The organism is Enterobacter cloacae complex sp. P29RS, from assembly GCF_014893445.1.
Taxonomy (GTDB): domain Bacteria; phylum Pseudomonadota; class Gammaproteobacteria; order Enterobacterales; family Enterobacteriaceae; genus Enterobacter; species Enterobacter intestinihominis.
Genome location: NZ_JADBPZ010000001.1, coordinates 1 through 14637, shown reverse-complemented (window position 1 = coordinate 14637; position 14637 = coordinate 1). Strand labels below are relative to the sequence as shown.

The following is a 14637-nucleotide window of genomic DNA, read 5'->3' as shown; positions in this document are numbered from 1 at the left end:
AAAACTATAAAGATGGCTTTTGCAGGGCGGAAGGCGCACCATTTGCACTTTATCGTTGCATGAAACGCCTTATCTGAATCTACAGGGAGGAAGGAGATGTCCGAACCCGATTTTAATTTGCTGATAGCACTCGACATATTGCTGAGCGAAGCGAGCGTGGCAGGCGCGGCACGTCGTCTGAACCTCAGCACCTCGGCAATGAGCCGGACATTAAGCAGGTTACGCGACGTCACTGGCGACCCGATTCTGGTGCGCGCCGGACGTAATATGGTACTGACCCCGTGGGCCGAAGCGACCCGGGACCGTGCCAGGCGTGCAGTGCACGAGGCCAGGGCGGTATTACAGCCCTCAACTGATATGTTCAGCGCGCGAAGTCTGGCGCGACTTTTTACCATCAGGGCAAACGATGGTTTTGTGGTGGCGTTTGGGCCTGCGCTTATAGCGGCTGTGGCCGACGCCGCGCCGGACGTCTGTATACGCTTTGCGCCTAAGCCGGAAAAAACGTCGCGCTATCTTCGGGAAGGGTTGGTTGATCTGGAGATTGGCGTCCAGAGTAATATGGGGCCTGAAATACGGCTGCAACGACTGTTTGAGGATCGGTTTGTGGGCGTCGTGCGTAAGGGGCATCCGCTGGCTAAGCAGGCAGAAATAGGGGTGAAGGATTATGTCGCCTGGGGCCATGTGGTAGCGTCACCCGAGGGTGCACTGCACGGATCCGTTGACGATGCGCTGGCCGAACTCGGAACAAAACGTAAAATCGCGAGCGTCGTACCGGGATTTCCGACGGCGCTGTCCGTGGCGGTGGCATCGGATCTTATCGCCATGATACCCGCGCTCTATTTACTCAATCAGCAGGTAACGGACCAGGTACAGGTTTTCGAGCTGCCGTTCAAAAGCCGTCTAATTACGGTATCACAGATGTGGCACCCAAGAATGGAACGCGATCCCGCGCACCGCTGGCTGAGAGAGCAAATTCTTGCGATATGCAGAGTGAAGAGGTCAGACATGATTAAGGGGCCTGTATAGCGATTGCTATACGCGCCGCTTATGCTATGCTTGTAAAGCAATTGCTATACAAGAGGTATACCCATGAAATCAGATGTTCAACTCAATCTTAGAGCCAAAGAATCCCAGCGGGCGCTTATCGATGCCGCCGCAGAGATCCTCCATAAATCACGTACTGACTTCATTCTGGAGATGGCCTGTCAGGCAGCCGAAAATGTGATCCTCGATCGGCGTGTATTCAATTTTAACGATGAACAGTATGCAGAGTTCATTGATATGCTTGATGCCCCGGTCGCCGACGATCCTGCCATAGATAAACTGCTGGCAAGGAAACCTCAGTGGGACGTGTAACCGCCCCAGAGCCCTTATCCAGCGTCCATCAACTGGCGGAGTTCGTCAGTGGAGAGGCCGTGCTTGACGAATGGTTAAAACAAAGAGGTCTGAAAAACCAGGCGCTTGGCGCAGCCCGAACGTTTGTCGTTTGTAAAACGGGCACAAAGCAGGTCGCGGGATTTTACTCTCTGGCTACCGGCAGCGTTAACCATACGGAAGCGACAGGTAATTTGCGGCGTAACATGCCGGATCCCATTCCCGTGATTATTCTTGCCCGTCTGGCTGTCGATGTCTCAATACGCGGAAATGGGTTGGGAGCCGATTTACTCCAGGATGCGGTTTTACGCTGTTATCGGGTAGCAGAGAATATTGGGGTGCGGGCGATCATGGTTCATGCACTCACTGAGGACGCCAAAGCGTTTTATATCCACCATGGTTTTAAAGCATCGCAGACTCAGGAACGGACACTGTTTCTCAGGCTTCCTCAGTAGCGATAAAGGGAAGGGGTAAACCATAACCTTCATCGTCAGTTTAGGCAACCGACTGATTCATCGGTAAGCTCCTGAAAGATAGGAACTCATGAACTAAAGAATAAACCCACCGAATTTAACATAATATACATTATGCGCACTTAGATTGAATACGAGTAAATCCAGCCAGTTCAGACCCATCCTTGTTCTGCTCATTCCGCGCAACATGTCCCTCTGTTCTGTGCCATCAACGTTCATAACTGTCGTTACGGTCTTGCGTGATCTCCACGGCAGTCACCTGTACATCCTTAAAGCGCAGCCCATCCACACCAGAAATTTTCCCGAACTCTGACGCGTCAATCAAAATCCCCTCCAGCGTTAACCCGACCACAGGACGCTCCGGATATCCCTCGATGAAAAATGCCCGCGAAAAGCATTTGCTGTCTGATCGACGCGCCGTCATATTTTTAATCGTCAGTCCGCTGACCGCAGTAAGACCGGCTTCGCCCTCAACACCTTCAGCCAGTTTGCGCCAGTGTTCTGGTTTATCAGATAAATTGCTCTGGTCGCCATAGCTATACTGCGGAAACCAGTTCAGCTGGATCAGCACCGGAAAACGCACGTCCGTAAGCCGTAGATTTTGTACGGTGATATCACGGATAAATCCGCCCCGGTTGCGAGCAGATTTAATGCGAAACCCGACACCCGTTCCGTTAAACGCGTTATCTTCTATCAGGACGCGTTCAATGCCACCTGAAGTTTCACTCCCCAGTGTGATCCCGGATCCCTTATTCAGCGTACATCCTCGAATCACTATATCCCGCGCGGCACGAGCTTTTTGCGCCGCTTCGCGTCCTCGTCCTGATTTGATGCAGATATTGTCGTCATTGCAGGACACAATGCAGCGTTCAATCCGCACCTGTTCGCAGGAGTCGACGTCAATCCCGTCGGTGCTCGGCCCCGCAGAATTGCTGATTTGCACGCCCTCAACCGCGATATGGCGCGAATAACAGAGGTGCATGTTCCAGAATCCGGACTCCCGACTGGTAAAATCACGCAGCAGAATACTCTGGCTTTCAAAGACCAGGATATTGCGCGGGCGCTGACAGTCGTAATCAACCACCCAGCGCAATCCTCTGGCGCTGTAATCGCCGACCATGCCGCTGCGCTCGTCATCGCCCCAGAAGCGTCGCCACCAGATAACACCCTGCCCGTCTATCGTGCCTGTACCGGTAATGCTGACGTTTTCACAATCGATGATATTAATAATGCCTGCCGGCCAACGCATATCAATGCCGGCTACCCGGGTATTTATCAGGGGATAATCAGCCAGATCCTGGCTTCCAACGAGCTGTGCGCCAGCGTCCAGGCGAAGTGAAACACCGCTTTTCAGAAACAACGCGCCGGTCAGAAAACGGCCTTGCGGAATAACGATGACATCGTTCTGTTGAGCACTTTTTATGGCCTGCTGAATGGCGGACGTTGCCAGGCGTTGAGCGGTTGGGTCCGCGCCATACGCCAGAATGGAGATCGCTTTCATGGCTTTTCCTTAAACAGATGAAAGCCTTAGTCTAGGAATCCGCGTGATGGATAACCTTTGTCTGTTTGACAGCCACGCAGGCAGGCTGGCAAAAAAGCGGATATTTACTGGCTGGCGATCACCGCAACGCCCTTTTCTTTCATAGCGTTGACCCAGCGTTCATCCGTTGTGTTTTCAACAACGAGCGTATTCACCAGCGACAAATCGCCAATCACAAACGCCGAGGCCGTGTTGATCTTTTCCGGTGAGGCCAATACCACCGTTTCCGCCGCTCTGCCGGAAAATGCACGTTTGATGCATGCTTCTTCATAATCTCCGGTGGTCAGCCCGGCCTCAGGATGCACGCCGGTGACACCCATGAAAAACAGATCCGCATGAATATTGTTGATGCCTTCAATAGCGGCCGCGCCGACCGTGACGATGGAGTGTTTATACAAACGACCACCAATCAGGATCACCTCTATGCACGGATGGTTGACCAGCCCCAATGCAATACCCGGGCTGTGCGTCACCACAGTTACCCGCAAATCTGGCGGCAAGAAGGTAATAAGTTCTGAGGTGGTCGTCCCGCCATCAATGATCACCACATGACCCGGTGAAATGAGCTGCGCGCCCCGACGTGCCACGCGTTTTTTTGCATCCATTTTAACGGACTGACGCTCGGCAAAAGGCGCAATCGCTGAAGATGCCGGAAGCGCGCCGCCGTGGACACGCTGCAAACGCCCTTCTGCCGCCAGCTCACGTAAATCCCGGCGGATAGTGTCCTCAGACACCGAGAAAATGAGGCTGAGCGCAGTTGACTGGACCTGGCCTTCCGCCTCCAGCTTTTCCAGAATCAACTGTTTACGCTGACTTGTGAGCATGAATTATTCCTGATGTTGCACGATAATTATTGTAATTACACGAAAATGCTGTTTATGATGCATACTCTACGAGAGGAGAGCCAAACGTGCAATCAAAACGTGCAGATATACGCATCATCAACAGCGAAACGTTGTCCGACAACTGGTATAACCTGAAAAAATACACTTTTGACCTCCAGCGCAGCGATGGTGACTGGCAGCGGCAAGAGCGTGAAGTGTATGACCGCGGGAATGGCGCGACGATCCTGCTCTATAATCGCGACAGCAAAACAGTCATTCTTACACGTCAGTTACGTTTCCCTGTGTTTATCAATGGTCACGAAGAGGATCTCATTGAGGCGGCTGCCGGGTTGCTCGATAACCTTGACCCGGAAAGCCGGATTAAGGCCGAAGCGGAAGAGGAAACCGGGTATAAGGTGACGCGCATAGAGAAAATTTTTGAGGCCTATATGAGCCCGGGCTCCGTTACCGAAAAACTCTACTTCTATCTGGCGGAATATCACCCGCAGGATCGGACCAGCGCGGGCGGCGGCGTTAAAGCAGAGGGTGAAGATATCGACGTGCTGGAAATGACGCTGGACGACGCGCTTCGTGGCATCGAGAATGGCCAGATCGTCGACGGTAAAACCATCATGCTGCTTTATCACGTGGCCCTGAAAGGCATTTTATAATCTCACGTTTATCCGGATACCTGCCCCTGCGCAGGTATTTGCCTGTGCTATTCTTGCTGAACACCTCAACATGGAGATGCGAAAATGGCCGACTGGGATCCTTCTCTATATCTACAATACAGCGCAGAACGCACACGTCCCGCCGCTGAGTTACTGGCCCGGGTGCCGCTTGCTGACATAACCTCTGGCGTGGATTTGGGTTGCGGGCCAGGCAACAGCACCGCGCTGCTGAAACAACGCTGGCCTTCAGCGCAGATAGCCGGTGTGGATAACTCCCCGGCGATGCTGGAGGAAGCCCGACAGGCCCTGCCAGACTGCCACTTTGTTGAATCGGATATCCGTCACTACAAACCTGACCAGCCTCTCAGCCTGATCTACGCCAATGCTTCCCTGCAATGGATCCCGGACCATTACCACCTTCTGCCGCATCTGGTTTCACTGCTCCAGTTAAACGGCGTGCTGGCGATACAAATGCCTGACAACTGGCTTGAGCCGACGCACGCCCTGATGCGTGAAGTTGCCTGGGAACAGGGCTACCCCGATCGTGGCCGCGAGCAGCTGCCGGGTATTCATGCCTACTATGATATTCTGACGGACGCGGGATGCGACGTGGATATCTGGCGCACCACCTACTTTCATCAGATGAGCTCTCATCAGGCGATTATTGACTGGGTCAGCGCGACGGGGTTACGGCCGTGGCTACAGGATCTCAACGAGAGCGAGCAGCAAAACTTTCTGAAACGCTACCTCGAGCTGCTGGAAGAGCAGTATCCGCTCCAGGAGAACGGGCAGATACTGCTGGCTTTTCCGCGCCTGTTTATGGTTGCTCAGCGGGTTCCGTAAGCCGAATCAGGAACGCGCTTCCTTGAGCAAATGCTGAATTACAGCCTCCTGCTTGTCGTAGTTGCCTTCGCCAAACGAGGTGTAACGCAGTTGCCCTTTCGCATCGAAATAGTAATGTGCTGGCCAGTACTGATTACCGAACGCGCTCCAGATTTTGTAGTTATTATCCGTCACTACGCGGTACGGCAACTGCCATTCGTTGACCGCGTTTTTCACCGATGATAACGGCTTTTCCCAGGGGTATTCAGGGGTGTGGACGCCAATTACCACCAGACCTTGTGACTCATATTTCTTCGCCCAGTCTCGAACATGCGGAAGGGTATGCTGGCAGTTGATACAGTCCCAGGTCCAGAAATCGATAAGCACAACTTTCCCCCGCAAGGCCTTAGACGTGACAGGGTCACCGTTTACCCAGCCCGTACCGCCGCTTAATGTCGGTAGCTGGCTGCTCGGCATTGCGTCAGCGATCGGTCGCAGTTTCACCTGCGTGGAGGTTGGTTGCGCAAGGCTCAAGAGAGCGTTTTCCAGCAGGTCGGTAATACCGCTGGCGCCTTTCAGGACCGACGTCATTCCTGAGGCGTTGAAAGCCACGGCGGCTAACATCATCACCCCTGCGCCCTGACGCAGACGCTCCATCAATGCGGATTTGGCTCTCAGAGGGGTTACCAGCTTACGGCCCCCCGCGACAAGCAGCCCCAGCATCAACGCGCACCCACTGCCGTAAGCGGCTAACAGCGCTCCGGTTGCGATGGCCGAGTGGCCAGTAATGTTAATGCCGAAGATCGCCCCGAGAATCGGTCCTGCACAGGGGGACCACAGAAGTCCAACGGCCAGCCCTGCCAGAAAAGCCGAAAACATGCCGTGTCGCTGAACGCTGTGGGTGTTAAGAACGTTCCCCGCGCTGACCGCCGGGCTGGCAATGCGCTGAGCGAACTGCGGGAAGATCAGGGCCAGGGCGGCAATGCTCAGTACCAGCAGCGCAATCCAGCGACCGATAACAGTGGCGTCAGCGATCCAGTCACTGGCAACCGTTACTACCATCGCCACAAACGTGAACATCACTATCATTCCCGCCAGAAGCGCCAGAATGTGTTTGCGCTGCCCCTGAAAGCCGGCGAACAGCAGAGGAATAACGGGAAGCGTGCACGGACTGAGCAGGCTAATCATGCCGCCTAAAAAAGCGATTATCAGAAACATAACGACCTCACGATACAGTTGCTGCGAAGGTGCAGTGAGGTCATTTCACCCTGCGAATGTGTTCAGGCCGTGTGCAAAAAACTGAATTTTGTCTGCCTTCGTATCCGCACGGCGCGCAGATACACAGGCGTACAATTAAACGCGCGGAAGAGTCACGCTTACGGCCAGCCCGCCCTCTGCCCGGTTTGCAAGATGCAATTTCCCGTCAAGCTGGGCGGTGAGCTGCGCGGCAATGGCGAGGCCTAACCCGGTGCCGCCCGTTTCGCGGTTGCGCGACGTTTCAACCCGGTAGAACGGCTGTAACACCGCCCCCAGTTCTGCCTCCGGGATGCCGGGGCCGTTATCCATAATGCGGATCGCTACCTGCCTTTCATCTTCATCAATCTCTATTACCGCGCTATGGCCAAACTTGAGCGCATTATCCAGCAGATTGGTCATTACCCGGCGCAATGCCTGGGGGCGGGTGACGATCGGCAGACGTGTACTGCGTGCATGAAACTGCACGTTTTTACCAATGTCCTGATAATCACTGGCGATGCTGTTAACCCACGCGTTCAGCTCCAGCTTAAGCGTGGTCTCTTTCAGTGATTCTGATGACCGGGCATAGGCAATACCTTCTCGTACCAGGCGCGACATATTATCCAGGTCGCTCAACAACTTATCGTGGAGTTCGGGCTGATCCGCCATTTCGACCCGCAGCTTCATACGCGTGATGGGCGTCTGAAGATCGTGAGAAATGGACGCCAGAATCTGCGCGCGTTCACGCAGATAAGTTTGTATCCGCGACTGCATCTCATTAAAAGCCTGCGCCGCCTGTCGCACCTCAACCGGACCTTTTTCAGTCATAGGAGAATGGGCCGCAGGATCGAGGGAATCAACCGCGCGCGTGAATTGCAGGAAAGGCCGGACAACCTGGCGCACGGCAATCCAGGAGCAGAGCGCGACAAGTAACAACTGAAGAACCAGCACCACGGGTAACCAGCTGGCGACTGGCGGCATGCGCGGGATCAGATCGATAGTGAGCGGTGCGCCGTCGCGGAGCGTCAGATGGGCCTGAATGTGGGAAACAGGCCCCGGCACCGCCGTAAACTGGAGCGGATATTGAACTGAAAGCGTCTCTTTCAGGGTGCGAATCGCATCCCGCGAGCGCTTGTCCGTTGGCGCAGCGCCTGCCTCGCCGGGACCAAGGATATAACGATAATTACCGCGACCGAGCCGTTCCAGCCACTCTGGCCGCTCTTTGGCCGGAAGCCGGTCGAGAATGGCCACGCTGGTCGCCACGTCATTCTCAAGATTGCCCAGCATAACCGTGCGCGCGCTGTGCATTCGCTCAACCATGACCAGCGTCAGGCTGAGCGCGTTAGCCAGCAAGAGTCCAAGCAGCACAATGATCAGCAGCCGGGCCAGTAAGGTGCGGGGCCACAGCGTCATTCATTGGCCTCGACGATGGTCACCGGCATAGTAAAAACGTAGCCTTCGCTTCGAACGGTTTTAATGTAGGCTGGCGAGCGGGCATCTTCATTCAGGCGCTGTCGCACGCGGCTCACCAGGAGATCAATCGAACGCTCAAACAGCTCGGCATCACGTCCCTGCGTCAGGTTCAGCAGTTGATCGCGGGTCAGCACCCGTTGAGGATGATCGAGAAATACACGCAGAAGGCGATATTCCGCCCCGCTGAGCGCCACAACCATCCCCTCGTTATCAATCAGATGACGCGCCACGGTATCCAGCTGCCATTCACCGAACACCACCAGGCGCCCTGCCTCGGTCACCTGAAGATTAGGCGGCATAGTACGAAAACGGCGCAGGATAGTTTTGATACGCGCCAGCAGTTCGCGGGCCACAAACGGTTTTACCACATAATCGTCGGCGCCCATCTCCAGTCCCAGGATCCGGTCCATGTCCTCGTTGCGCGCGGTGAGCATCAGGATCGGCAGATCCTTATGCCTGCTGCTGCGCAGCTGTCGACACACCGTCAGGCCATCATCACCGGGCATCATCACGTCCAGCACCACCAGGTCGATATGCTGTTTGTCGAGCACTACGCGCATCTCTTTCCCGTTCGCCGCGCCAGAGGCGTGGTAGCCGGATTTCACGAGGTAATCGACAATCAGTTCACGAATATCCCTGTCGTCATCGACGACAAGGATGTGATCACTATGCTCCACCGCAGGCTCCTGATTAAGAGGTAACGGATTGAAAATAGCACATATCAGAGCTTATCCGCGTCGACAACGGCTTTAACAAAGTTCTGCGGATCTTCTTGCGGCGGGTTGTGGCCAACTGTTGCGCCGAAAGTACGGTGCTCATATTTTCCGGTAAATTTCCCGGCATAGGCCGCAGGTGCAGGGTGTGGCGCCCCGTTATTACCGCCTTCGATGGTGATGGTCGGCACCGTAATGTTCGGCAGCGTCGCCAGTTTTTGTTCATAGGCGTCATATTTAGGCTCCCCTTTTTCCAGACCCAGACGCCAGCGGTAATTACTGAGCGTGACGGCAACGTGGTCCGGGTTATCGAGGGATTTGGCGCTGGCATTGAAGGTGGCATCGCTGAATTTCCAGTCCGGCGAAGCCTGGCACCAGATCAGCCGGGCAAAATCGTGCGTATTTTTAGCATAGCCTTCCGCCCCGCGCGGCGTGGCGAAATAGAACTGATACCACCACTGAACTTCTGCCTTCGGCGGTAAAGGCTGTTTGCCAATCGCCTGGCTGCTGATCAGGTAGCCACTTACCGAGACCAGCGATTTCACCCGTTCCGGCCAGAGCGCCGCAACGATATCCGCCGTACGTGCACCCCAGTCATAACCGGCAAACACCGCCTGTTTGATATCCAGGGCGTCCATCAGGTTGACGATGTCTTTCGCCATTGCCGAAGGCTGGCCGTTTCGCGGCGTTTTATCAGAAATAAAGCGCGTGGTGCCGTACCCGCGCAGGGACGGCACAATGACACGATACCCTTTCGCGGCCAGCGCGGGGGCCACTTCAGCGTAGCTGTGAATGTCGTACGGCCAGCCATGCAGCAGGATCACTGGTTGCCCGTCTTTCGGCCCGATATCGACATAACCGACGTTCAGATCGCCGGCGTTAATTTGTTTTACCTGGTTAAAAGCCGACGAGTAATCCTTACCCATCGCTTCTGCCTGACAGGACATTAAGGTGCCAAGCGAAACGGTCAATGCGACTGCTGAATATGCGAGTTTGTTAAACATGATGTTATCTCCGGGTAAGTTCAGTTGACGGAGATATAACACCATGGGTTTGTATAGGGGATGTGTGCGGAGGCGGTTTTATTGCATACCTGTGTATGTATCACAGAGGCAGATACAGTGTGATACAAACCCGGTTAAGGGGTGATTCGGTACCGGACGTAATCGTCGGCTTCACCATAGTGGTCATACAGCTTACGCGCCGGATTGTGCATGCGGGTTACCCAGTAGAGTTTTGACCACCCTTCCCGCTTACCCTCATCGATCAGGGCGTCGATAAGCGCTTTACCCGCCCCTGCGCCACGTTCGGCAGCGTCAACAAATAGATCTTCCAGATAAGGGTAAGTTTGGATATCGAAAATTATGTACGTTAAGGTTAATTTTTTGCCATCACGTCATTAGTATATTCACAAACAGACTCGCCATTATTGACTGTATGCTGGAGATTCAGCTCCGTTAAGTAGCCGTCTGCCAGATACAAAACCCGGTCTGCAGAGGCTATGGTTTCCGGGCGATGGGCTATCAGCAGAACAGGAAGCCCCAGTTGACGTAAGGTCTGGCTTATCCGGATTTCACTCTCAACATCAAGGTGGCTGGTCGCTTCATCCAGTAACAGGAATCCCGGTTTCTTGTACAACGCCCTTGCCAGCAGAATGCGTTGTTTTTGTCCTCCGGAAAGCCCTCCGCCGGTTTCACCAATCAGCGTCTGATACCCCATCGGCATTGCCATAACATCGCTGTCGATAAGTGCCAGTCTTGCGCACTGGATCATTCGTTCATAATTTCGGTCATCACTGAAAAAAATAATGTTATCTGCTACAGAACCTTTGAAAAGATGGTCATCCTGCAGTACGGTACCGATACGCTGACGAACCTGAAAATAATCCGGATGCGTATGCAATATGCCAAATGCCCTGATCCTGCCCTCATCAGGGATGTGGATCCCAAGGATAAGCTTCACCAGTGTCGTTTTCCCGCATCCGGATTTACCTGTAATGGCAACGACTTCTCCGGGATTGAGTGTCAGCGACACCCCGCCGATTATCGGATTTTCCCCTCCCTTGTGGCTGAAGATGATGTGCTCAAGTACTAGAGGAGCATGAGCATATTCATCCATCTCCCTGCGGGATACAGAAGGAATGTGCGAAGCGTTGTTATGCTCACGAAAAGGCTGTTGCTGAAGGCCTTCTGTCGGGGTCAGTACAATATCAGCCAGTCGTTCGTTGTAAACATCGAGCATACGCCAGGAAAAAAACTTATCAGTCAGGCTACTAATACTGGAAGAAAAACGCGTCTGATAGGATAAATAAGCAACCAGCATGCCGACGGTGAAGGTACCATTCAATACCTCCCCGGCGCCTTTCCACAAAATGATTGCTGATACCACGCTGCCGGTAAGAGTGTGAGCAATGTCATAGCACATCAGCAGACGGCTCTGACGCAACTGCGTATTTCTGCGGGCAACGTTGAGATTCAGCCAGGCGGCCTCACGATGTGCCGTCACACCGTTAATTCTCAGGCTGAGGATCCCGTTGAGTGTTTCAAGAAAATGCCCGGACTCCCTGGCACCTGCATCCCAAGCATCTTCTGCCGACTGTCGAAGGGACGGATACCACAGTGCCCTCAACACACCATAGAAAATGGCTGCAAGTACGGCGATCAATGTCATTTCAGGACTGTACAGCAGCATCATGCAAAGCGCAGTCACCACGAGCAACACATCCAGAATACCTTCCAGCACTTGCGTAGTCAGCGCCTGCTGGATGGTATCTACCGCCTCAAAACGAGCATTAATACTCCCCTTACTGCGTGCATCAAACCAGGCCAGAGGAAGATGGACCAGATGATGGAAAACCCGTGCTGTCCACTGCATGTTAAAATTGACGGACAGTGTAATACTCGCCCACTGGCGGGCCAGTGACAGCAGCATCTGGGTCAGTGACATCAGCAGAAGCGCAATAATAATGACGGTCAACAAACTCTGGTCGGCAGCCACCAGGACTTCATCAATCACCAGCTGGTTGAGAAGCGGGCTTCCCAGTGTCAGGATTTCGAGTGCCACGGCAAAAACGATAATTCGCGACATTGCCGACAACAGACCCGGTGTTTTACCTGTCAGTTGGCGCAGATGGATTTTTTTCCTTTCATCCCGAGCGGTAAAATCACTGGCTGGCATCAGCTCCAGCGCGACGCCGGTGAAATGTTTTCCAGCATCCTGTAGGGAGAGCGTTACTTTTCCCTTTTCCGGATCATGAATAACCAGCCTGCTTCCGCGAACTTTATGTAGCACAACAAAATGATTCATGTTCCAGTGGAGAATACACGGGAGAGAAAGGGATCTTAGGTCCTCAAGCTCCAGCCGAACTGCCCGGCTGGATAATCCGATACCGGCCGCACATTCAGTCAGTCTCTGCAGGGTCATCCCTTGTGAGCTGATACTGAAACGTTCGCGCAGTGTGGGTAAGTCTGTTTGCAGACCATGCCAGCAGGCCATCATGACCAGGCATGCCAGACCACATTCCGCTGACTCTGTCTGTCGGGTGAGAGGAAGCTGTTTTCTCCCGGTCCATTTGAGTGTATCCATCACAGCTTTCCTTTCAGGCTCCAGAGCGGCTCAGTCAGCCACTCCCACAAATTGCGGGTATCCAGGCTGACATCCCCCTCAAGAACCATGCCGGGGCGCAGGGCTTCCTGTTTCCCATAAGCCAGAATAAAAGTATTTTCAGGTTCAACGATGACGCGGTAATGACCTTCATTCTCCTTCCAGGTCACAGGAGATACGGAGAGTAAATCAGAAGATGTCAGCGTTGTATGGCTTATTTCACGGATAGTCCCGTACTGCACACCAAACTTCTGATAGGGGAAGGCAGAGAACCGCAGGGCAACACGCTGCCCCGCCTGAATAAAGCCAGCATTCTGACTGGTAGCATAGAGTTCTATCTGCAAACGGGCATTGTCGGGAATGAGGGTCATGACAGGTTCAGATGCCCTGACAGACTGTCCCTGTCTGACCAGCACGGCAGCAACGGTTCCGGATACCGGTGAAGTCAGCGTGAAATTTTCCTTACCTGCCAGTTCGTCCTGCTGTTGCCTGATAACCTGCAACTGCCTGTCCATTTCAGCCTTCCGGCTTTCACCCTGAACGATGAGATGGTCAAGGTCGTCTTTAGCAGCCTCCATCGCGGTGTGCAGTTGCAGAAGCCCCTGACGCTGATCCTCAACGTTTTGCTGTGACGTTGAAACGTCAATCTGCTTCTGCTGGTATTCGATATCTGATACGTAATGCGTATCAGCAAGTTTCTTATAGCGCTCCATAACAGACACGGCCAGCGCAGCCTGATGCACGGCAAGTGACAGACGCTTTTCTGCACTTTTAACCTGAGGTTTCAGGAAAACTATTCGCTGTTGTATGGCATGCTGCTGCTGACTGTTGTCACGCAATTCCAGGGTCTGTTGAGAAGTCAGCATTGTAAACTGAGTTTGTAGGGAAAGTCTTATAGCAGCGAGTGTACCTGCCCCCTGTTCGTTGAAATGTTCACCGCTGATATGATAAAGAGTCTCACCGGCAATAATGTGTTGACCTTCTGAGGCGGTCAATTTGGTTACGTAGCCAGCATATTGAGGAGTGATTTTTACCAGCCCGGATGAGGGCATAACGATTCCGGAAAGGTGAGCCTTACGTGTATAGCTACCATAAAGAATAAAGAGTATCAGGCACAGAAATATGAATAACATTGTGAGTGCGCTTACTGATAAACCGAATGACGCAGGTAAGACAATCTCACCATAATCAGAATCTGTTTGATGATTTAAAGCCTCTTCCCTGAAGATATTCATATCCCAAATACCCTTCAAAAATTTAACGACAAAACAAAAGCATTCATGCACGAATGAATTATAATAGGATAAAAAAGCCCTCTGCTTCTTATTCTAACTATTAATAGCAATATTGACACCAAAAAAAGAATGGATTGATCTAAAATGTTATAATACTGTCCATGCATCAGACAAAAAGACAATGAAGTCAATATACATGGGATAATATACTTTTTATTAAAAATTGAGTGGAAAACACCGAAGATACAGCCCCTGTATATAATCTCCTCATAATATGGGACTACGAAGGTGGCTATTATAAATGCTATAAAACTAATATGGGAAGGTCCATAATGATATAAATTATCCCTGTAAAGATAAACATTATACTGAACCAGCAAAATGACAAACAACACAACAATAGAAAATTTTATTGAAGTTAAATCTCTACTTGGGCGTAATTTAAAACCATCCAACTTCCTTAAGTAAAAAATATACAAGAAAAATGCAATTGAAAATTCCGCAATAAACAATAAGAAAAATGACACATCGAGAGTAAGATAGCGGAGGGTTATGGATGGCGATAACGTAATTATTATTGAGATAACAGACGCAATAAAAAGAACAATTACGTTTTTCTTACTATAAATGAATGGATAGACATGCCTAAAGATTATCATGTTCAACCTATTAT

General features: G+C 52.4%; 15 protein-coding genes. 5 read left to right on the top strand and 10 right to left on the bottom strand.

Going from position 1 to position 14637, the window contains the following annotated elements; all coding sequences use genetic code 11:
* Positions 1-96: 96 nt before the first annotated feature.
* The 3 genes from IM282_RS00075 (at position 97) to IM282_RS00065 (ending at position 1829) form a co-directional block, all read left to right on the top strand.
* Positions 97-1026, top strand: a complete 930-nt coding sequence (locus tag IM282_RS00075) for a LysR family transcriptional regulator (RefSeq protein WP_192969971.1) — start codon at positions 97-99, stop codon at positions 1024-1026.
* Between the two features lie 63 nt (positions 1027-1089).
* A complete protein-coding gene (locus tag IM282_RS00070; RefSeq protein WP_012540086.1) occupies positions 1090-1356 on the top strand; it encodes a DUF1778 domain-containing protein in 267 nt (88 codons plus the stop codon).
* Complete coding sequence (locus tag IM282_RS00065; RefSeq protein WP_063137753.1) at positions 1344-1829, top strand: GNAT family N-acetyltransferase; 486 nt, start codon at positions 1344-1346, stop codon at positions 1827-1829. Before IM282_RS00070 ends, IM282_RS00065 begins: the two co-directional genes overlap by 13 nt.
* A 226-nt stretch (positions 1830-2055) precedes the next feature.
* Here the strand turns inward: IM282_RS00065 and IM282_RS00060 are convergent, their stop codons facing one another.
* Entirely contained in the window at positions 2056-3348 is a 1293-nt protein-coding gene (locus tag IM282_RS00060) for a glycoside hydrolase family 28 protein (protein WP_192969970.1), read from the bottom strand.
* Between the two features lie 104 nt (positions 3349-3452).
* Positions 3453-4211, bottom strand: a complete 759-nt coding sequence (locus IM282_RS00055; protein WP_192969969.1) for a DeoR/GlpR family DNA-binding transcription regulator — start codon at positions 4209-4211, stop codon at positions 3453-3455.
* 86 nt (positions 4212-4297) lie between these two features.
* On the opposite strand from IM282_RS00055, the gene IM282_RS00050 reads away from it, so the two are divergent.
* Both IM282_RS00050 and tam read left to right on the top strand, forming a co-directional pair.
* Positions 4298-4882 (top strand): GDP-mannose pyrophosphatase, encoded by a 585-nt coding sequence (locus tag IM282_RS00050; RefSeq protein WP_192969968.1) that lies wholly within the window; start codon positions 4298-4300, stop codon positions 4880-4882.
* A gap of 84 nt (positions 4883-4966) precedes the next feature.
* Positions 4967-5725, top strand: coding sequence for a trans-aconitate 2-methyltransferase (gene tam, locus IM282_RS00045; RefSeq protein WP_032624253.1), 759 nt, complete (start codon positions 4967-4969; stop codon positions 5723-5725).
* A 6-nt stretch (positions 5726-5731) separates the two neighbouring features.
* Here the strand turns inward: tam and IM282_RS00040 are convergent, their stop codons facing one another.
* From IM282_RS00040 to IM282_RS00005, 8 genes are all read right to left on the bottom strand, one after another.
* Positions 5732-6922 (bottom strand): cytochrome c biogenesis protein/redoxin, encoded by a 1191-nt coding sequence (locus IM282_RS00040; protein WP_192969967.1) that lies wholly within the window; start codon positions 6920-6922, stop codon positions 5732-5734.
* 135 nt (positions 6923-7057) lie between these two features.
* Positions 7058-8353 (bottom strand): ATP-binding protein, encoded by a 1296-nt coding sequence (locus IM282_RS00035; protein WP_032624255.1) that lies wholly within the window; start codon positions 8351-8353, stop codon positions 7058-7060.
* Positions 8350-9090: a response regulator gene (locus IM282_RS00030; RefSeq protein ID WP_192969966.1), complete on the bottom strand. Its 741-nt coding sequence runs from the start codon at positions 9088-9090 to the stop codon at positions 8350-8352. The genes IM282_RS00035 and IM282_RS00030 overlap by 4 nt, the downstream gene beginning before the upstream one ends.
* Positions 9091-9134: 44 nt before the next feature.
* Positions 9135-10130, bottom strand: coding sequence for an alpha/beta fold hydrolase (locus IM282_RS00025; RefSeq protein WP_192969965.1), 996 nt, complete (start codon positions 10128-10130; stop codon positions 9135-9137).
* A gap of 134 nt (positions 10131-10264) precedes the next feature.
* Positions 10265-10492, bottom strand: coding sequence for an N-acetyltransferase (locus tag IM282_RS00020; RefSeq protein WP_254909581.1), 228 nt, complete (start codon positions 10490-10492; stop codon positions 10265-10267).
* A gap of 11 nt (positions 10493-10503) precedes the next feature.
* Positions 10504-12711, bottom strand: coding sequence for a peptidase domain-containing ABC transporter (locus tag IM282_RS00015; RefSeq protein WP_192969964.1), 2208 nt, complete (start codon positions 12709-12711; stop codon positions 10504-10506).
* Positions 12711-13964, bottom strand: coding sequence for an HlyD family secretion protein (locus tag IM282_RS00010; protein ID WP_192969963.1), 1254 nt, complete (start codon positions 13962-13964; stop codon positions 12711-12713). The genes IM282_RS00015 and IM282_RS00010 overlap by 1 nt, the downstream gene beginning before the upstream one ends.
* Before the next feature lie 14 nt (positions 13965-13978).
* Entirely contained in the window at positions 13979-14623 is a 645-nt protein-coding gene (locus tag IM282_RS00005; RefSeq protein WP_023300106.1) for a CPBP family intramembrane glutamic endopeptidase, read from the bottom strand.
* Positions 14624-14637: the final 14 nt, after the last annotated feature.